Source organism: Noviherbaspirillum phoenicis (genome assembly GCF_047237965.1).
GTDB lineage: Bacteria > Pseudomonadota > Gammaproteobacteria > Burkholderiales > Burkholderiaceae_D > Noviherbaspirillum_A.
This window is the reverse complement of record NZ_JBDFLX010000001.1, coordinates 438,966-459,104: the sequence shown is the minus strand read 5'-3', so window position 1 is coordinate 459,104 and position 20,139 is coordinate 438,966. Positions and strand designations below refer to the sequence as shown.

Annotated in this window: 14 protein-coding genes and 1 tRNA gene; 3 read left to right on the top strand and 12 right to left on the bottom strand. The window is 62.5% G+C overall.

What is annotated here, in order from left to right; all coding sequences use genetic code 11:
- Positions 1-96: 96 nt before the first annotated feature.
- From ABC383_RS02095 to ABC383_RS02075, 5 genes are all read right to left on the bottom strand, one after another.
- A tRNA-Ser gene (locus ABC383_RS02095) sits at positions 97-187 on the bottom strand.
- Positions 188-289: 102 nt separating this feature from the next.
- Complete coding sequence (serS, locus tag ABC383_RS02090; RefSeq protein WP_413011520.1) at positions 290-1,585, bottom strand: serine--tRNA ligase; 1,296 nt, start codon at positions 1,583-1,585, stop codon at positions 290-292.
- Between the two features lie 121 nt (positions 1,586-1,706).
- Positions 1,707-3,017 carry a replication-associated recombination protein A gene (locus ABC383_RS02085; protein ID WP_413011518.1) on the bottom strand — a complete coding sequence of 437 codons (1,311 nt, stop codon included), beginning with the start codon at positions 3,015-3,017 and terminating at the stop codon, positions 1,707-1,709.
- Positions 3,018-3,045: 28 nt separating this feature from the next.
- Positions 3,046-3,678, bottom strand: coding sequence for an outer membrane lipoprotein chaperone LolA (gene lolA / locus ABC383_RS02080; protein ID WP_413011516.1), 633 nt, complete (start codon positions 3,676-3,678; stop codon positions 3,046-3,048).
- 8 nt (positions 3,679-3,686) lie between these two features.
- Complete coding sequence (locus tag ABC383_RS02075) at positions 3,687-6,014, bottom strand: DNA translocase FtsK (RefSeq protein WP_413011514.1); 2,328 nt, start codon at positions 6,012-6,014, stop codon at positions 3,687-3,689.
- 252 nt (positions 6,015-6,266) lie between these two features.
- On the opposite strand from ABC383_RS02075, the gene trxB reads away from it, so the two are divergent.
- Both trxB and ABC383_RS02065 read left to right on the top strand, forming a co-directional pair.
- The gene (trxB, locus tag ABC383_RS02070; RefSeq protein ID WP_413011513.1) at positions 6,267-7,223 is read left to right on the top strand and encodes a thioredoxin-disulfide reductase; all 957 of its coding nucleotides are present in this window, start codon (positions 6,267-6,269) and stop codon (positions 7,221-7,223) included.
- A 28-nt stretch (positions 7,224-7,251) separates the two neighbouring features.
- A complete protein-coding gene (locus ABC383_RS02065; protein ID WP_194713139.1) occupies positions 7,252-7,893 on the top strand; it encodes a Smr/MutS family protein in 642 nt (213 codons plus the stop codon).
- Positions 7,894-7,956: 63 nt separating this feature from the next.
- On the opposite strand, the gene ABC383_RS02060 is transcribed toward ABC383_RS02065, so the two are convergent.
- Together ABC383_RS02060 and ABC383_RS02055 are read right to left on the bottom strand one after the other, a co-directional pair.
- On the bottom strand, positions 7,957-8,295 hold the full coding sequence (locus ABC383_RS02060) for a P-II family nitrogen regulator (protein WP_194713138.1): 339 nt from the start codon (positions 8,293-8,295) through the stop codon (positions 7,957-7,959).
- A 175-nt stretch (positions 8,296-8,470) separates the two neighbouring features.
- On the bottom strand, positions 8,471-10,525 hold the full coding sequence (locus ABC383_RS02055) for an NAD(+) synthase (RefSeq protein ID WP_413011510.1): 2,055 nt from the start codon (positions 10,523-10,525) through the stop codon (positions 8,471-8,473).
- 284 nt (positions 10,526-10,809) lie between these two features.
- On the opposite strand from ABC383_RS02055, the gene ABC383_RS02050 reads away from it, so the two are divergent.
- On the top strand, positions 10,810-11,961 hold the full coding sequence (locus ABC383_RS02050; RefSeq protein ID WP_413011508.1) for a GNAT family N-acetyltransferase: 1,152 nt from the start codon (positions 10,810-10,812) through the stop codon (positions 11,959-11,961).
- A 139-nt stretch (positions 11,962-12,100) separates the two neighbouring features.
- Here the strand turns inward: ABC383_RS02050 and flhA are convergent, their stop codons facing one another.
- The 5 genes from flhA to ABC383_RS02025 form a co-directional block, all read right to left on the bottom strand.
- A complete protein-coding gene (flhA, locus tag ABC383_RS02045) occupies positions 12,101-14,182 on the bottom strand; it encodes a flagellar biosynthesis protein FlhA (protein WP_413011507.1) in 2,082 nt (693 codons plus the stop codon).
- Between the two features lie 318 nt (positions 14,183-14,500).
- The gene (locus ABC383_RS02040) at positions 14,501-15,781 is read right to left on the bottom strand and encodes a hypothetical protein (protein ID WP_413011505.1); all 1,281 of its coding nucleotides are present in this window, start codon (positions 15,779-15,781) and stop codon (positions 14,501-14,503) included.
- A gap of 928 nt (positions 15,782-16,709) precedes the next feature.
- On the bottom strand, positions 16,710-17,858 hold the full coding sequence (gene flhB, locus ABC383_RS02035) for a flagellar biosynthesis protein FlhB (protein ID WP_413011503.1): 1,149 nt from the start codon (positions 17,856-17,858) through the stop codon (positions 16,710-16,712).
- Positions 17,859-18,053: 195 nt separating this feature from the next.
- Complete coding sequence (locus ABC383_RS02030; RefSeq protein WP_413011501.1) at positions 18,054-18,491, bottom strand: hypothetical protein; 438 nt, start codon at positions 18,489-18,491, stop codon at positions 18,054-18,056.
- A 419-nt stretch (positions 18,492-18,910) separates the two neighbouring features.
- Positions 18,911-20,107 (bottom strand): EAL and HDOD domain-containing protein, encoded by a 1,197-nt coding sequence (locus ABC383_RS02025; RefSeq protein WP_413011499.1) that lies wholly within the window; start codon positions 20,105-20,107, stop codon positions 18,911-18,913.
- Between the last annotated feature and the right edge of the window lie 32 nt (positions 20,108-20,139).

Genomic DNA, 20,139 nt, shown 5'->3' with positions numbered 1-20,139 from the left:
AGCCTCGCTAGTCGCCACAACGTGTGTGGTAAATGTGTGTGGTTATGAGTCGTTTCCTAGCAGCTAGGCCTTTGATTCTTAACGCTTTTTGTGTCCTGGCGGAAAGGGTGGGATTCGAACCCACGGTACAGCATAACTGTACACTGGATTTCGAGTCCAGCGCATTCGACCACTCTGCCACCTTTCCTGGTCTGATTCCTTGCGGCACCGCAGTCCCGCAAGGCGCTGAATTATAGCAGAGGGGTTTCCAGAATTGGAATAGGGAAAATGCGCTTTATTTCAAATCCGCTTACGCGGCCGGCGCCAGTCTTTCCAGACCGCCCATATAGGGCTGCAGCACCGCCGGGATGAGCACGCTGCCGTCGGCCTGCTGATTATTCTCCAGCAGCGCAACCAGGGTGCGGCCCACTGCCAGGCCGGAGCCGTTCAGGGTATGCAGCAGTTCCGGCTTGCCCTGGGCATTCCTGAATCTTGCCTGCATGCGCCGCGCCTGGAATGCCTCGCAGTTCGATACCGAGGAAATTTCCCTGTATGTTCCCTGCGCCGGCACCCAGACTTCGATGTCATAGGTCTTGGCGGCGCCGAAGCCCATGTCGCCGGTGCAGAGCGTGATGACGCGGTAGGGCAAGCCCAGCTTCTTCAGGATGTTCTCGGCATGGCCCAGCATTTCCTCCAGCGCGTCGTAGGAATGCTCCGGCTCGACGATCTGCACCATTTCCACCTTGTCGAACTGATGCTGACGGATCAGGCCGCGGGTATCCCGACCATATGCCCCGGCCTCGGAGCGGAAGCATGGTGAATGCGCGGTCAGGCGAATCGGCAGGCTGTCGCGGGCGACGATCTCGTCCCGCACCATATTGGTCAGCGGCACCTCCGCGGTCGGTATCAGGTACAGCGCCTCGCCCTCGCCTTCCTGGCCGCCCTTCTTCGCCGCAAACAGGTCGGCTTCGAACTTGGGCAGCTGACCGGTGCCGCGCAGGGAATCGGCATTGACGATATAGGGTGTATAGCACTCGGTATAGCCGTGCTCCTCGACATGGGTGTCCAGCATGAACTGGGCCAGCGCGCGGTGCAGACGGGCGATGCCGCCCTTCATCACGGCAAAACGCGAGCCGCTCAGCTTGGCCGCGGTGTCGAAGTCCAGGCCCAGGCGCGCGCCGATGTCCACATGATCCTTGACCTCGAAGTCGAAGGCGGGAGGCTGGCCGACTTTCCTGACTTCGACATTGCCCGACTCATCGGCGCCAAGCGGCACCGAGGGATGCGGCAGGTTGGGCACCGCTTCCAGGAAGCGGCCCATCGCCGCCTGCACGTCATCAAGCCGGGCGGCGGACGCCTTCAGTTCGTCGCCTATGCCGGACACTTCGGCCATGACTGCGGAGGCATCCTCGCCCTTGCCCTTCAATATGCCGATCTGCTTGGACAGGCTGTTGCGACGGCCCTGCAATTCCTCGGTGCGGGTCTGGATCTGCTTGCGCTCGGATTCCAGTTCGTTGAAGGCGCTTACATCAAGCTGGAACTTGCGCGCTGCCAGGCGCTCGGCAACGGCGGCGATATCTTTGCGTAGTAGTTGGATGTCTATCATGACGGACGGCTGGCTGTTTCGAAAGCCGCCATTGTAACAAGGCTGTCCTGGCAACCATGCCTGCGCCGCGGCGAAAAGCCGGCCAGGAGCTTAAACAGCGCGCAGCATGGAGCGCGCCACGCTAATCGGCCTTGCCGGCGTCCCGGTCCAGCTGGCGCAGCCAGGCCAGCTTGTCGGCGATCTTGGCTTCCATGCCACGCGGCACCGGCTGATACCAGCCCGGCTCAGGCATGCCTTCCGGCAGATAGGTCTCGCCGGCGGCATAGGCGTTCGGCTCGTCATGGGCGTAGCGGTAGGCGTGGCCGTAGCCGAGTTCCTTCATCAGCCTGGTCGGCGCATTGCGCAGGTGCACCGGCACTTCGCGCGACTTGTCTTTCTTCACAAAGGCCATCGCCTGGTTGAAGGCGTTATAGCCGGCATTGCTCTTGGCCGCGATGGCCAGGTAGATCACGGCCTGGCCCAGCGCCAGCTCGCCTTCGGGCGAGCCCAGGCGTTCGTAAGTTTCGGCTGCATCGTTGACCACCTGCATCGCGCGCGGGTCGGCCAGGCCGATGTCTTCCCACGCCATGCGCACGATGCGGCGCGCCAGGTAGCGCGGGTCGGCGCCGCCGTCGATCATGCGGCAGAACCAGTACAGCGCCGCATCGGGATGCGAGCCACGCACCGACTTGTGCAGCGCCGAGATCTGGTCGTAGAAGTTGTCGCCGCCCTTGTCGAAGCGGCGCGCATTGAGCGTCATCGCATTCTCGACGAAGGCGGCGTCGATCGTGCGCACACCCTGCGTGTGGGCTGCCACTTCCGCCTGCTCCAGCAGGTTGAGGAAGCGGCGGGCGTCGCCGTCCGCATAGCCGGCCAGCGCGTCGATGGCGACATCCTCGAACGCCAGGTCGACCAGGCCGCTGGCCTGCGCCCGCTGCAGCAACTGCCGCATCTCCTCGTCGGTCAGGGACTTGAGCACATAGACCTGGGCGCGCGACAGCAGCGCCGAGTTGACCTCAAAGCTGGGGTTTTCGGTGGTGGCGCCGATGAAGGTCACCAGGCCCGATTCAACGAACGGCAGCAGCGCGTCCTGCTGTGACTTGTTGAAGCGATGGATCTCGTCGACGAACAGGATGGTGTGGCGACCATGCTGGTCAAGGTTCTGCTGCGCCTGCTCCATCGCGGCGCGGATATCCTTGACGCCCGAGAACACCGCCGACAGGGCAATGAACGCGCTGTTGAAGGCATCGGCCATCAGCCGCGCCAGCGTGGTCTTGCCCACGCCCGGCGGACCCCACAGGATCATCGAATGCACCTTGCCGGACTCGAAGGCCAGCCGCAGCGGCTTGCCCTCGCCCAGCAGGTGGCGCTGGCCCACCACCTCATCCAGGCTGCGCGGCCGCAAGGCCTCGGCCAGCGGCTGGCGCGGCGCGGTGCTGAACAGGTCGGTCATGGCGCGCTGCCCGCGGTGCCGGGATGGTTCACTGCTCGAACACGTCCGCGCCTTTGGGCGGCGTGAAGCGGAACTGGCTGTCCGGCAGCGCCGGGTTCTTCTCGAACCGGGTGAAGGTCAGCAGCGATACCTGGCCGAAGGAGTCGCGCAGTTCCATCGCCACCGGCACGCCGTCGCGCAGGCCGATGCCGATCTGGTCGAAGGTGGTGTCCTTGGCTTTCGGTATGGCCTGCAGCCATTCCATGCCGTCGCGCTCGCCGGCATCCTTCAGCGTGAAGTTCTTTTCCAGGTCGTTGCTGCCAAACAGGATGGCCGCCGGCGACGAGCCGAGCGCATTGCCGAGCTTGCGCACGGTAACCTGGTTCAGGTCCTTGTCGTAGATGTAGAGCTTTTCGCCGTCGGCCTGCAACTGCTGCTCGTACGGCTTCTTGTAGATCCAGATGAATTTGCCTGGACGGGAAAACTCGAAGGTGCCGGTGGACGTATTGGACACCTTGGCAGCGCCGCCCTCGTTCTTCACCAGGCGTTGCGTGAATTCGCCGCGCGCGGTTTTCGTGCTGCCGACAAAGGATTTGAACTGGTCCAGCGCGGCGGCCTGCGCCAGCGCGGGCAGGGCCAGCGCGAGGGCCAGCAACGGTTTGATTCGGGCTTTGAAGGTCAAGTGCTGTCCTATTCTGCAGTATTGCCGGCCGGGACCAGGATGTCGCGGTTGCCGTTGGATTGCATGCTGGATACGACGCCGCTCTGTTCCATTTGTTCCAGCAGGCGGGCGGCGCGATTGTAACCAATTCGTAAGTGTCGTTGCACGAGCGAGATCGATGCGCGCCGGTTCTTCAGCACGACCTGCACTGCCTGGTCGTACAGCGCATCGCTTTCGCCGCCGCCCTCGCCCGTCGCCGCGCCGGCTTCGCCGCCTTCCTCGGCAACGCCGCCTTCGAGGATGCCCTCGATGTAGTTCGGCTCGCCCTGTTCCTTCAGGTGGTCGACTACCCGGTGCACTTCCTCGTCGGACACGAAGGCGCCGTGCACCCGCACCGGCAGGCCGGTGCCGGGCGGCATGTAGAGCATGTCGCCCATGCCGAGCAATGCCTCGGCGCCCATCTGGTCGAGGATGGTGCGCGAATCGATCTTGCTGCTGACCTGGAACGCGATGCGGGTCGGGATATTGGCCTTGATCAGGCCGGTGATCACGTCCACCGATGGCCGCTGGGTTGCCAGGATCAGGTGGATGCCGGCCGCGCGCGCCTTCTGCGCGATGCGGGCGATCAGTTCCTCGATCTTCTTGCCAACCACCATCATCAGGTCGGCCAGCTCGTCGATGATGATGACAATGGTGGGCAGCTTCTCCAGCGGCTCGGGCGCGTCCGGCGTCAGGCTGAACGGATTCGGTATCTTCTGCTCGCTCTTCTCGGCGTCGGCGATCTTCTGGTTGTAGCCGGCCAGGTTGCGCACGCCCAGCTTGGACATCAGCTTGTAGCGCCGCTCCATTTCATTGACGGCCCAGTTCAGCGCATGGCCGGCCTGCTTCATGTCGGTCACCACCGGCGCCAGCAGATGCGGAATGCCTTCGTAGATCGACAGTTCCAGCATCTTCGGGTCGATCAGGATCAGGCGCACCTGCTTGGGGTCGGCCTTGTAGAGCAGCGACAGGATGGTGGCGTTGATGCCGACCGACTTGCCCGAGCCGGTGGTGCCGGCCACCAGCAAGTGCGGCATCTTGGCCAGGTCGGCGACGACCGGATGGCCGGCGATATCCTTGCCTAGGGCCACGGTCAGGCTGGAGACGCCGTCGTTGTAGACCTTGGAGCCGAGGATCTCGGTCAGGCGGACGATCTGCCGTTTCGGATTCGGCAGTTCCAGGCCCATGTAATTCTTGCCGGGGATGGTTTCGACCACGCGGATCGAGGTCAGCGACAGCGCCCGCGCCAGGTCGCGCGCCAGGTTGACGATCTGGCTGCCCTTGACGCCGGTGGCGGGTTCGATCTCATAGCGGGTGATCACCGGCCCCGGATAGGCCGCCACCACCTTCACGTCGACGCCGAAGTCCGACAGCTTCTTCTCGATCAGGCGGCTGGTGAATTCCAGGGTTTCGACGCTGACCGTCTCCTGCGCCGGCGGCGCCTCGTCCAGCAGCGACAGCGGCGGCAGGTTGGTATCGCGATTATCGACGCCGAACAGGCTGGCCTGCCGGTCCTTGTGGACCACGCGCTCGGCCTTGGGCACGGTGACGATCTGCGGCTCGATGCGCACCGGCGGCGCCTCGACGATCTTGGCGCGCTCCTGCACTACCGCCACGTCGCGCTTGACGGCCGCGACCTGGCCCAGCTTGCGGTCGACATGGGCCGCGTACAGCTTCTGCGCCAACGCCACCGAATTTTCCAGCAAGCCGCCGATGCGCTCGGCCAGGGTCAGCCAGGACACCTGGAAGAACAGCGAAAAGCCCAGGCCGAACAGCAGCACCAGCAGCAGCGTGGCGCCGGTGAAGCCGAGCGCATTCTGGGCGCTGCCGCCGATCAGGGCGCCCAGCACGCCGCCCGGCGCCCGCGGCAGCGCCACCTTCAGGCTGTACATGCGCACATGCTCCAGGCCGACGCTGCCGGCCAGCATCATCACGAAACCGATGGCACGGATGATCTTTTCCTGCCGGTAGATGGCTTCCGGCTCCTCGATGCCGCCGTCGGCCAGCCGGCGGTAACCCAGCCAGACCGCCTTGAACAGCAACACGCAGAACCACCAGGCCGACAGGCCGAAAATGAACAGCGCCAGGTCGGCGATATAGGCGCCGATGCGCCCGCCCCAGTTGTGCAGCCGCGGCACCATGCTGGCATGCGACCAGCCGGGGTCGGCCTTGGCATAAGTCAGCAGGATCAGCACCAGATACGTGGTCAGCACCGTCAGCACCAGCCACTTCGCTTCCGACAACAGGCGCACCAGACGGCTGGGCAACTGCGGTTGCGGGCTGGTGTCGCGGGTATAGGTTTGGCTCGTTCTTGTCATAAATCGGAGGCGTGCAACAAACGGCTGGGGGCTGGGTATTGCTACGTGGAATGTTTCTGGGGATCAAGCCAGACTGTCGGATGGCTTGGTCTATAATCTTAACCATTTTCAGGCTGCAACACTGTACGAAATCCGCACTGGTTGAATTCGGCCCGACCGGCATGATATACGACAGGACCGCTGCCCCGCAGCTTTCCTTTGTCGGCATTGCCAGTCTTGCCACTCCCGTTTCTTTCCATTTCACATATCGCCATGTCCACTCCCAAACACGCTCACGTCCTGATCCTCGGTTCCGGCCCCGCCGGTTACAGCGCCGCCGTCTATGCCGCCCGCGCCAATCTCAAGCCGGTGCTGATCACCGGCATCGAGCAGGGTGGACAGCTGATGACCACCACCGACGTCGAGAACTGGCCGGGCGACCCGATGGGCGTGCAGGGGCCGGAGCTGATGCAGCGTCTGCTGCAGCATGCCGAGCGTTTCGACACGGAAATCGTGTTCGACCACATCCACACCACCAAGCTGAGCGAAAAGCCGATCCGCCTGATCGGCAACGCCGGCGAATACACCTGCGACGCGCTGATCATCGCCACCGGCGCCTCGGCCCAATACCTGGGCCTGCCGTCGGAAGAAGCCTTCATGGGCAAGGGCGTGTCGGCCTGCGCCACCTGCGACGGCTTTTTCTACAAGAACCAGGAAGTGGCCGTGGTCGGCGGCGGCAATACGGCGGTCGAGGAAGCGCTGTATCTGTCCAATATCGCCAAGAAGGTCACTGTGGTGCATCGCCGCGACAAGTTCCGCGCCGAGGCGATCCTGATCGACCGCCTGATGGCCAAGGTCGCCGAAGGCAAGATCGAGATCAAGTGGAACCATACGCTCGATGAAGTGGTGGGCGACGACAGCGGCGTGACCGGCATCCGCATCAAGTCCACCCAGGACGGCAACGTCACCGAAGTGCCCTTGCACGGCGTGTTCATTGCAATCGGCCACAAGCCCAACACCGGCATCTTCGAAGGCCAGCTGGAAATGAAGAACGGCTACATCGTCACCAAGACCGGCCTGGAAGGCATGGCCACTGCCACCACCGCACCGGGCGTGTTCGCCGCCGGCGACGTGCAGGACCACGTCTACCGCCAGGCCATCACCAGTTCCGGCACCGGCTGCATGGCGGCGCTGGACGCCCAGCGCTACCTGGAAAGCCAGGAAGCGTAGTCATCGTCATTCACCGGATGAAGCAGTCATGGCGGGCATCAAGGACTTCGCGGCGCTGCAATCGCTGCGCGACCGGCTGAAGGAACAGGAAGAAGCGCGCGCGCGGGCCGAAGCCAGGCGGCGCGAGGAGGAAGCGCTGGCGCAGCGCGAGGCCAACCTGTTCCGGCACAGCATAGGCAATGTGGCGCCGCTGCGCGCCAGCGAGAAGGCGCCGCACGCCCCGCCGCTGCCCGAGCCGGTGGCGCGTCAGCATCTGGCCGACGAGCAGGCGGCGCTGGCGCAGTCGCTATCGGACGAGTTCAGTATCGAGTCGCTACTGGAAACCGACGAGGGGCTCAGCTATGCCCGCACGGGGATAGGCCAGGAAGTGGTGCGCAAGCTGCGGCGCGGGCACTGGGTCACGCAAAGCCAGCTCGACCTGCATGGCCTGCGCACCGACGAGGCGCGCGAGGCGCTGGCCGAGTTTCTGCGGCTCGCCACCCGCCGCGGCCTGCGCTGCGTGCGGGTGATCCATGGCAAGGGACTGGGTTCGGTCAACCGCGAACCGGTGCTGAAGAAAAAGGTGCGGAACTGGCTGGTGCAAAAGGATGAGGTGCTGGCGTTCTGCCAGGCGCGCGCCGCCGATGGCGGCGCCGGCGCGGTGATGGTGCTGCTGAAGGCGCAGAGCTAGCCGGGCCTCGGGACCGCATCGGGAAACGGCCGGCGCCGCTTCCGCCATCGTTATTCCCTGCTGTCAGACCGCGTCCGGGCCCGTCTCGCCGGTGCGGATGCGGATCACCTGCTCGACCGCGCGCACGAAGATCTTGCCGTCGCCGATCTTGCCGGTGCGGGCGGCCTTGATCACGGCGTCGACCGCCGCATCCACCACGCCATCGTCCACCACCGCTTCGACCTTGACCTTGGGCAGGAAATCGACCACGTATTCGGCGCCGCGATAGAGTTCGGTATGGCCTTTCTGCCGTCCGAAGCCCTTGACTTCGGTCACCGTCAAGCCGCTCACGCCGACTTCGGCCAGCGCTTCGCGCACTTCGTCGAGCTTGAACGGTTTGATAATCGCAGTAATCTGTTTCACGAAAAGCTCCTTCTGTTGGATTGCACAGTGTCTGTCAGTCGTCCCGGAACCGGGAAGCAAGATGGTGCGGATCAGTAGCTAACATCTGCACCATCATTACGGTAACCGGCCGGGAGTATAGCCGACGGCTTGCAATTTTCTCCGATAAATAGGCCTGGCGGCGCAACTGAACCGCTTATTGTTCCGGAATATTTTTCAATTCCTCCATCCAGACCGAGGCTTCGGAGTCGCTGGGCGCGCGCCAGTCGCCGCGTGGCGACAGCGATCCGCCCGAGCCGACCTTGGGTCCGTTTGGAACGCATGAACGCTTGAACTGGCTGGTCTTGAAGAAGCGATACAGGAAAATGCCGAGGTTTTTCTTGATGTCGGCCAGCGTGTACTGGTTGCGCGCCACATGCGGCCCTTCCGGCCAGCTTCCCGCGTTGCGGTCGCCCCAGGCCGACAGCGCCAGGAAAGCCACCTTGGTCGGGGTAAGGCCGAAACGCAGGGTGTAATAGAGATTGAAATCCTGCAGTTCGTAAGGGCCGATCACGTTCTCGGTCTTCTGGTCGGGCACGTCGGCCGACTTGCCGGGCACCAGTTCCGGGCTGATGTCGGTTTCCAGCACCTTGATCAGCACATCCGAACCGGAGGCGCCGATCTGGTGGGTTTCCGCCACCCAGCGCACCAGATGGACGATCAGCGTTTTCGGTACGCTGGCATTGACGTTGTAGTGCGACATGTGGTCGCCCACGCCATAGGTGCACCAGCCCAGCGCCAGTTCGCTCAGGTCGCCGGTGCCCAGCACGATGCCATTGTGGAAATTGGCGAGGCGGAACAGGTGGCTGGTGCGCTCGCCCGCCTGCACATTCTCGAAGGTAACGTCGTAGTCTTCCTGGCCTTCCGCGTAGGGATGGCCGATGTCCTTCAGCATTTGCAGGCAGCTCGGCCGGATGTCGATTTCGCTGGCCGAACAGCCGACGACTTCCATCAGCTTCCTGGCCTGCTCCAGGGTGCGGCCGCTGGTGGCGAAACCCGGCATGGTCACGCCGAGAATGTTTGTGCGGGGCAAGCCCAGCCTGTCCATCGCCTTGGCGCAGACCAGCAGCGCATGGGTGGAATCGAGACCGCCCGACACGCCAATCACTACCTTCCTGATGCCGGAAGCCGACAGCCGCTGCACCAGCGCCTGCACCTGGATGTTGTAGACCTCCATGCAGCGCTCGTCGCGCAGCCGGTGGTCCGACGGCACATAGGGAAAGCGCTCGACATGCCGCTCCAATTTCAGCGTCCCGGACACGGGCACATTCACTTCGAAGGAAATCGTGCGGAATTCGGCCACTTGGTCGCGATGGCGACGGGCGCTGTCGCCGAAGGTCGTCACATGCATGCGCTCGCGCGACAGCCGCTCCAGGTCGATGTCTGCGCAGATCAGGTGCGACGCATCGGAAAACCGCTCCGATTGCGCCAGCAGTTCGCCATTCTCGTAGATCAGCGCCTGGCCATCCCAGCCCATGTCGGTGGAGGATTCGCCGCGTCCGGCCGATGAGTACAAGTACGCCGACAGGCAGCGCGCCGACTGCTGGCCCACCAGCTGGTGGCGATAGCGCGACTTGCCGACCACGATATTGGAGGCTGACAGGTTCACCAGCACGGTGGCGCCGGCCAGCGAGGCATAGGAGGACGGCGGAATCGGCGTCCACAGGTCTTCGCAGATCTCCACGTGGAAGCGCAGCAGCGGCATGTTGGCCACTTCGAACAGCAAGGTCGCGCCGAACGGCACGCTCTGGCCCAGCAGCTCGATCTGGTCGCTGATGGCGGCGTCGGCCTCGCTGAACTGCCGGGCTTCGTAAAACTCGCCGTAGTTGGGCAGATAGGTCTTGGGCACCACGCCCTGTATGCGGCCGTCGGCAACCACCGCGGCGCAGTTGAACAGCATATGGTCCACCTGCAGCGGCAAGCCGACCACCAGCGCCGCCGGCAGCGTCCGAGATGCCTCGACGATGCTTGCCAGCGCCGCCTTGCAGGCATCGAGCAACGCGCGCTGGTGGAACAGGTCGTCACAGGTGTAAGCGGACAAGCCCAGTTCCGGAAAGGCGATCAGTACCGCGCCGCGATTGGCCGCTTCGGTTGCCAGTGCAATCGTTTCCTTCGCATTGAATGCCGGATCGGCGACGCGGCAATACGGGATGGCGACCGATACGCGGGCAAAATCGTGGGAATAGAGATTGAAGAATTCCTTGTTATTCATGTGCTCTGCCTTGGAATGCCCAGTGGGCGGTTGATGACATGCTCGGTGCTTGTGCTTCTGCCGGAAACGCTTGGACCGGGAAGTGTTCCATGCATTCCCGCCACTGTCGCCGTCGGCCGGGTGGCGCAAACGCGGCGACGGATTTTGCGTAGAATGGGCTGCTCGCGCCGGGCCAAGCAACAGCCCAGCCCCGCGCCGGCCATCGGCAACCCAGGAGTCCGGCAAACCCGGAGCACCAATGTACCGGTCGGCGCCCTGGCGATTCTTCCATCAATCATGCTTGAATGAGGCTGACCCTGAATTATCGCACGCGCATTATTGCTTCCCTGGCCGAGGCCGGTCAGGCGCAATGGACTTCCCTGCTATCGCTGCAGGCGGACGCCAACCCGTTTCTGTCCTATGCCTTCCTCGACGCGCTGCATGCCTCCGGCAGCGCCGCGCGCAAGTCCGGCTGGCAACCCCAGTTCCTGACCCTGTGGCAGGACGACACGCTGGCGGCGGCCATGCCGCTGTACGTGAAAAGCCATTCCTATGGCGAATATGTATTCGACTGGGCCTGGGCGGACGCCTACCGGCGCAATGGCCTGGAGTACTACCCCAAGCTGCTGTCGGCGATTCCCTTCACGCCGGTCACTGGCGGCCGGCTGCTGGCGCGCGATGAAACCGCCAGGTCGGCGCTGGTCAAGGCGCTGCTGGCCCTGCAGCAGCAGGCGGACGTGTCGTCCACTCATGTGCTGTATCCGCCGCCCCAGCAGGCCGAAGCGCTGGAGCGGGCCGGTTTCCTGCTGCGCAACGGCGTGCAGTTTCACTGGCTCAATGACGGCTACGACGATTTCGAGCAGTTCCTGTCCACGCTGGAACAGAAGAAGCGCAAGAACATCCGCGCCGAACGGCGCAAGGTGCGGGACGCCGGCATTACCTTCCGTCGCCTGGAAGGCGCGCAGATCGGCGAAGCCGACTGGCGTTTCTTCAAGCGCTGCTACGACCACACCTATGCGGCGCATTATTCCTCGCCCTACCTGAATCTCGACTTTTTCCTGCGCATCGGCGCGTCCATGCCGGACAACCTGCTGCTGGTGATCGCCGAGCGCGACGGCAAACCAATCGCCTCATCGCTGGTGGTGCATGACAGCCAGACCCTGTACGGCCGCTACTGGGGCGCGCTGGAGCAGCATGCCTGCCTGCATTTCGAGACGGCCTACTACCAGCCGCTGGAATTCTGCATCGAGCGCGGCCTGGCCGCTTTCGAAGGCGGCGCGCAGGGCGAACACAAGATGGCGCGCGGTTTCCTGCCGCAGAAAACCTGGTCGGCCCACTGGCTGGCGCATCCAGCCTTCAGCGATGCGGTGGAGCGTTTCCTGGAGCAGGAGAGCGGCGGGATTGCTGCCTACATGGATGAACTGGACGAGCGTAATCCGTTCAGGAAGGCCAGGTAGGGGATGGGGGGAGGACGCTCGCCTCGCAGGGAGGGGATGGTGAGGCGGTAGGGGCGGCGTCTGTGGTTGCCGTTGCCGTTGCCGTTGCCGTTGCCTTTGCCTTTGCCGTTGCCGTTAGGCGCAGCAATGCTCCCTCCCCCTACCCTCCCACCAGCGCCGTCACCTTGATGGTCTTGGTGTCCGGTATCTCCGCATGCGACAGCAGCTTCAACTGCGGCAGGCTGCGGCGCAGGAAGCGCGACAGTACCGCGCGCAACTGGCCCGGCACCAGCAGCACGGGCGTGATGCCCATCTGCTCCTGGCGCTGCACCGCCTCGGCGGTCTGCATCACGAGCGTGTCGGCCAGGCCCGGCTCGATGCCGGCGCCATCGGGGCCGCTGGTCTGCAATGCCTGCATCAGCAGCCGCTCCAGCCGGTTGTCCAGCGCCATCACGGTCAGCTCGCCGCCGTTCGGGAACAACTGCTGGACGATGGCGCGGCCAAGGGCGATGCGCACCAGCGCGGTCAGGTCGCCGGCATCCTGGAAATGGCCGGCATTTTCGGCCAGCGTTTCGACGATGGTCCGCATGTCGCGGATATGGATGCCTTCGGTCAGCAGGTTCTGCAGCACCTTCTGCAAGGTCGACAACGGCAGCATCTTGGGCACCAGGTCGTCCAGCAGCTTGGGCGACTCCTTGTTCAGGTGGTCGATCAGCTGCTGCAGCTCGCCGCGACCCAGCAGCTCGGCCGCATGCATCGTGATCAAATGGTTCAGATGGGTGGCCACCACGGTGCCGGCATCCACCACGGTATAACCCATGGCCTGGGCCTCGTCGCGCAGGCTGGCGTCGATCCAGGTGGCAGGCAGGCCGAAGGCCGGGTCGCTGGTGACGGTGCCGGGCAGCGTGCCGGTGACCATGCCGGGGTTGATCGCCAGGAACTGGCCCGCATGCGCCTCGCCCGCGCCGATTTCGACACCCTTCAACGCAATGCGGTAGCCGGAAGGCTTCAGCTCCAGGTTGTCGCGGATATGCACCGGCGGCGAGAGGAAACCCACTTCCTGCGCAAACTTCTTCCGGATGCCCTTGATGCGCTTCAACAGCTCGCCGCCCTGCGTCTTGTCCACCAGCGGAATCAGGCGGTAACCCACTTCCAGGCCCAGGGTGTCGACCGGCACGATGTCCTGCCAGGTGGCTTCCTCGGTTTCCGGCGCCGGCAGCACGGGCGCGGCTTCCACCACCGGCGCCGCGGCGGCTTCCGCGGCCCGCTTCTTGAGCAGGTAGGCGCCGCCGCCCAGCACGCCGGCCAGGAACAGGAAAGGCACGTGCGGCATGCCGGGAATGATGCCCATGCCGCCCAGGATGCCGGCGGTGATCATCAGCACCTGCGGCTTGGCGAACAGCTGGTTCATCAGCTGGCTGCCGATGTCATGCTCGGATGCGACGCGCGAGACGATCACGCCGGCCGCGGTGGAGATGATCAGCGATGGCAGCTGCGCCACCAGGCCGTCGCCGATGGCCAGCAGGGTGTAGTTCTTGATCGCCGCGTCGAAGGCCATGTCGTGCTGCACCATGCCCACCACCAGGCCGCCAACCACGTTGATCAGGGTCACCATGATGCCGGCGATGGCATCGCCGCGCACGTACTTGGAGGCGCCGTCCATGGCGCCATAGAACTCGGCTTCCTGGGCCACTTCGGTGCGGCGGCGGCGCGCTTCGGCTTCGGCGATCAGGCCGGCGTTCAGGTCGGCGTCGATCGCCATCTGCTTGCCCGGCATCGCGTCAAGGGCGAAACGCGCGCCCACTTCCGCGATGCGGCCAGCGCCCTTGGTGACGACGGTGAAGTTGATGATGGTCAGGATGATGAACACCACGATACCGACGGTGTAATTGCCGCCGATCAGGAAGTGCCCGAACGCCTCGACCACCTTGCCGGCCGCGTCGGGGCCAGTGTGGCCCTCGGTCAGCACCACGCGGGTGGAAGCCACGTTGAGCGACAGCCGCAGCATGGTCGACACCAGCAGCACCGCCGGGAACGCCATGAAGTCCAGCGGCTTGATGGTGTACAGGCTGGTCAGCAGGATGATCACCGACAGCGCGATATTGAAGCTGAAGAACATGTCCAGCACGATGGCCGGCAGCGGCAGCACCATCATCGCCAGCATCATGATGATGATGGCCGGCGCCGCCAGGGCCTTGGAATTGGCGTTGCGCAGCCAGGCCGGCAGGGTCAGGCCGTTCATTGGGCGGCTCCGGGCGGGCAGAACAGTCCCTTTTCCACCGACAAGTCAGTGTTTGCATGAATACCGGTATTAGCCAATGCTGCTCCTGGAGTGCGCCCCGTCGCCACCATGGCGCCACAGAGGCATTTCTGGAGACATTATTGGCGATACAAAGGGAGTTGCATCCAGCGAACAAAGGGTGGTTATGGCGCTTTTTTGCTTGCGCGATGCGTTAGGAAGATTCCTCCTTTTCTTCCGGTTTCCGGCTGTGCCCCGCGCGGCCGGATGCCTTTGGCAAGCTTTTGCCGCGTCGATAGCTGCGGGATTATCCTGGTTTAATTAACTTGGAAAACGAAAATGTTCATTTAAAAACAAGACCATGCCGTTCCAGTAAGTCTGCTGAGTTATATGGCCTTTTCCCAGATGATCGAGGAGAAGCTTTTCATGCGCGTCATAGGATGGGCGCAGATTCCCGGGCAACTGTTTGACTAGTTGCTTGCGGGCTTCGACACTAAACTCACCGTCGACCCTGAATTTCATGAGCTGGTCGTTGGCATGCGTTGAATTTTTCGTTTTCAAGTAAGCCGATTTTGCCTCACAAACCGGCTGCAAACTGAAATCGTCGTGGTGGCTATTCACGAATCCCCCCCAGCACATGATTAAGGCTTCCAAGGTGTCGTTTTTTTTATTGTTCGATCTGATACTTTTTTGCAATGCATCAGTAACAATTTTTTCCAGATGAGGTGCGTTTAACACCGACTCATCGAAAGCGCTGCTTGCCGCGCCGCGAACGGGATGTCTATCATCTTTTACGGGGGCAATTAGCCCTAACAGATAAGTATCCCTGCTCTCGTAATATCCTGCTTGCTCTATGAACCCCTTTTGCAGCAACTCATCAATGACTTTCACATGCTGCGCATGCGCTTTGGAAATCGATTCCGGCAAAGCCTGCAGCAATCGGCTTTTCGCCGCCGTTACAAATTCGGCATACTTCTCCTGGCTGGTTTTTAGGACGCTCGGCTTCGAGTCCACATAAGCAAAAGCAGCACCCAGGAACTTTTGATAAATGCCTTGCACTTTTCCTTTAGCTTGCAAGTCATCATAGAATAAATGATAGTGATTATTGTAGGCCCCGTTTTCTTTAATTAAATTAACCAAAATCTCACGACACTCCGCAACATTTTTCCCGCTCAATGCCTTTTTTAATCCTTCTTGCAGAGGACGCTTGACTATCCATCCCAACACGGAACTCCGATAACTATCGTAATCAATGCGACCCTGGCTTAAATTTTCTCGCTGTTGTTTTTCAAACTTGAAGTATTCGGTCCTGTCTGGCTCAGGTAGTCGGTTTGCCAGCTTTTCCCTTGCTTTTTCAATGAAATTTCTTCGAAAAGCCAGCCTTTTTTCACTCTCCGGATCACCAAATTTTTTATTATTCAAAATTTCAGACAAAACATTGTCAAATTCCCGCATCTGTTTCATTAAGTCGCTATTTATATTTCCTTTAAATAGGTAAACCAGCCCATCAACCACATTTTCTTTTTCATTACCTATCAAACTCAAGGCATTCACTACCTCAGTTTCCAGATAGTAGGCTTCCGGATCCATTACCTCGCGCATGAAATGGACCATTTCCTGGTTGTACATATATTTAGTGGAAGTGCCGTTCTGTAACGCTCGACTCAACTCCTGGGCTTTTCCACAATAGAACAAGCGCGCCCTTCCGCTTAACCTTTGAACCAGCAGGTTAATGACCTTGCCGTCAAACTCAGTGGTTAAATTCGCCTTGTCTGCCGTCCCAGCCTATTTCAGATATTTTTGCCGTGCATCCGTCATCATTTGCGACACGTTCTCCTGGACGTGACTGGTTTCCCGCTCTCCGTGCATGCTTAGCAGAGCAGTCAGGGCCGCCTTCGAAACAGATGCAGGAAATTCAGCATAAGCTGCATAACTGCTTTCACTAGAAACGGAATCTTCTCCTGTTAATTCCTTCACCAGCTTCTTTGCAGCGTCGTCAATTGAAATTTCCTGGGGAGACGATCATCCAAAATACTCCAAGCACTCCTCCCTGCAAAGCGAGCCTTATCCATATTTTTCCTCTCGATTCTGGTGGTATAAGAAAGGGACCCCGGATGAGACAGACCGGACCTGCCGCTCTGGCAAATGCGTGGTCTCAAAGCTGCGAATCCGGCTTTGCCGAGGCCGCATTTGGCTCGACAACCTTGGCCTTTATTTCAACCAAAGCAATTCGGAATTCGCACAATGTTGGATTTTGGTGCGCTTTTTTCAGATGAATGTTCCGCTTACAGAACCGACTGCTTGCCACATGACGTGTGTAAGGACTGCTAAAAACACGACAAACCGGTCGTGCTGATCAAGACGGCGCGAAAGGCGCACAAAGATAAACAGATGCGCTTGCATGGGGAAACTGCCAGGGAGATGCGGGAGCGCTCTTCAAAGCCATCACTGTCACAAGGTGAATTCACATGGACCAGCCAGCCGCCGTAAGGCCCGGACTACGCGACAGCCTGTTGGCAGGTTTGCTGTGCTATTGCCCGGGACTGTCTTCCAACGGATCCATCCCTGGCGGCACCTCCAGCGCCGTCGGCGCCGTCGGCTTCAGGCCGCCATGGCTGGCATGGGCCTTCAACTGGAACACATAGGCCAGCACTTCCGCCACCGCGGTGTACAGCGCTTCCGGGATCTCGTCGCCCAGTTCGGCATGGCGGAACAGCGCGCGCGCCAGGGGCGGCGCTTCGAGCAGAGGCACATGATGCTCGGCCGCCAATTCGCGGATCTTGGCAGCGACTTCGTCGGCGCCCTTGGCCACCACCTTGGGCGCGCGCATCTTGCCGTCGGTGTATTTGAGCGCCACCGCGAAGTGGGTCGGGTTGGTCACCACCACGTCGGCGGTCGGGATCTCGGACATCATGCGGCGCCGCGCCATCTCGCGCTGGGTGGCGCGGATCTTGGCCTTGATCTCCGGATTGCCTTCGGATTCCTTGGCTTCCTGGCGCAGCTCCTCGCGCGTCATCTTCAGCTGGCTGGCGTGGTGCCAGAGCTGGTACGGCACGTCGATGGCGGCGATGGCCACCAGCGCGGCAACGATCAGCATGAAAGACTGCAGCAGCAGCTGGCCCAGATGGGCGCTGCCGACGTTGAGCGGCTCCAGCGCCAGCGCCATGACCGCGTCCTGCTTGCCGCGCACCACGATCCAGGCCACGATGCCAACCAGGACGGTCTTGCCGACCGCCTTGCCCAATTCCACCAGCGCGTTCGACGACACCAGGTTGCCCAGGCCGCTCAGGGGGTTCAGCTTGCCGAAGTTGGGCATGAAAGCCTTGGTGCTGAAGTTCCAGCCGCCGATCAGCAGCGGCGCGCCGACCGCCACCAGCATCAGCGCTGCCGCCACCGGCGCGAATGCCAGCAGCACATCGATGAGGAGCGAGGCGGCGCGCGAGACCAGCAGGTCCATGTCGAACGCCTGGCTGCGCTCGAAGGTCAGGCTGTTGGCCAGCAGGCTGCCCAGTTGCGCGGCCAGCCGGCCGCCCAGCATCCACAGTGCGCAACCGGCGACCAGCAGCACGCTGCAGGTCGCCAGTTCGCGCGAGCGCGGGACATTGCCCTGCTCGCGCGCTTCATCGAGGCGCTTCTGTGAGGCTGGTTCGGTTTTTTCGAGTTCGCTGTCTTCGGCCATGCGGCGCTCCGGCTGCGGGCATGAAGCTGGCGCAAATGCCCAAGGTGAGCCCGCATTATCGCGTCATGGCTTCCATGGCCATCGCTGGAACAGCGGGGCAAACGGCGTGCTGCTCGCCGAAGCGGGCGGCCTGGCGGCAGAGCCGGCCTGCCAGCAGCCGGCGCCTGCCATGTCGCGCGGTTCAGGGCAGTGAACTCAGAGCAGCGAGCATGCCGGATCGAAATGGGTGCGCAAGCGGCTTGTCAGTTCCTGCTTCATCGTCTCAGGCAAGCTGCTGCCGCGCACGGTGGAACAGTAGGTGCGAAGCGCCCGGCTCATGCGCAGGAACTGGGAACGGTCCGGAAAATCCAGCCGGAGCACGTCGCGTTTGGCCGTGTCAGGCAGGGAGGAGGCCAGGATCTTTTGCATGTACGCCTTCATCCTGGCGCCCAGCCAGTCGCAGAAGAGAGAGTCGATGGCGGACAGCCCATTAAAGGGCATGGCACGCTGCGGCCCAATCGAAAAGTCGGGGAAAGCATTCGACCTCGCCTCGAGGTCTTTGCATTCCGCATTCGACTTGCGTTCAAAGTGGCTGCGCAACAGTTTGACCGTGTCAGCCTCCGGCAAGCCGGCTTCATTAATCAGGATGTCCATGCAGTCCAATGCCCCCTTCATGATGCCGGTCTGGACACCCCGGCATACCAGCAACGACAGCATGGAGGCAGGTTGAGGATGGCGATTGTCCACAGTCGCCGTGCGAATCCATACTCTTCTTCCCGCCGACCAGCTCATCGGCAGCAGTAATACGCTGTACTCCGGCTGTCTGCTGTGAAGCCGGGAGCGCCGCTGGGGTGGGGTTCAGGAGGAGGCGGTTGATCTACATCGAAGAAATGCTGCACGGCGTCATGCGCGGCAGTGGCTGCACGGGAAGAATCCATGACAGGCTCTTTCATCGACAAGGTTGGACGGCAAGGTAACCGGCCAAGCCTTCGGCCTGACGCGCAAGGCGAAAATATAGCAGCGACGGATGGCGAAAGCCAAGAAGCCGCTCCGACGCTGCTGCATAGGACCGTCTACAGCTTCAGGTTCTGCGCCCAGGCCAGCGCCGCCAGATGGGCGCGGTTGACTTGCTCGGCCGACAGGAACAGCGCGTCGGCCTGCGCCGCGCTGTCGCCGTCCGGCTGCTCGCAGCTTTCCGCCAGCGCCAGGAAAGGACCATAGATGCCCTGGCGCGATAGCAGCGCCTGGCACAGCGCTTCGGACAGCGGTATCTGCGCCAGCGCCTCGTCCATCGTCATGCCCAGCAGGCGGTCCAGCATCGAGAACATGCCGGCCACGAACAGGTTTTCAGCTTCATTGCGGGGCAGCAGGTACAGGCCCAGCAGCTCGGCGAAGCGGCCGCGGATGATGGCGGTCTTCATCAGCGGCGCGGCATATTCACTGGCGCTGGCGGTGGCCAGCAGCAGCGCCAGCCAGCGGTTCAGCGTGGCGTAGCCCAGCAGCGTCACCGCATGGCGGATCGAGTTGATTTCCGCGCCCAGGCCGAAGCCGACCGAATTGATATACCTGAACAGCTTGTAGGAAATGGCCGGGTCGCGCTTGAGCACGGCTTCCAGCTCGCGCAGGTCGGCATTGCGGTTGACCAGTTCCATCAGCTGCAGGATGACGGTCTGCGATGCATTCAGGCCGCGTGCGTCCTGCGGCGGCGCAGGCGCGCGCAGCAGCTGGTCGGCATAGACATGCAGGCCCGCCTTGGCGCAGGTGTCGTAATGCGCCCAGACACCGATGCCGGGCAGTGCGATGCGGGTCGATGGGCGGCGCATGGCGGCGACGCGTTTCAAGCGGGCGGAAAGCCCCGCCGCGGCGCCATCAAGTTCGAGCTGGGTGGCATGGCCGCACAGTGCGGCGTCGATACCGTCGGCATCGGCGTCGCGCAGCGCCAGGCCATAGCCCTTGCGGCGCAGTTCGGCGGCGCAGCCCTGCCCTTGCGGCCCCTGCAGCGTTGCGGCGTCAAGCGACAGCGTGAGCGCCGCCGGCGGCAGCGGCGTGGCGACGATTGCCTCCAGGGCCGCCGGCGTGGCAGGCAAAATCAGGTGGCCATCGGCCAGCAGCCACCCCTTGTCTTCATCATGCAGGCCGGCCGCGAGCTGCAGCGCGAGCGCGTCGTCCGACGCACCGGGCGCATTGCGCTGCCAGGCGAATCGATGCGCGACCACCTTGCGCGCCGGGTCGAGCAAAGCGGTGCGCACCAGGAAATGGGATAGGGACATCGGTCGGCTGCGAGGCTGGTTGAAAAAAGACG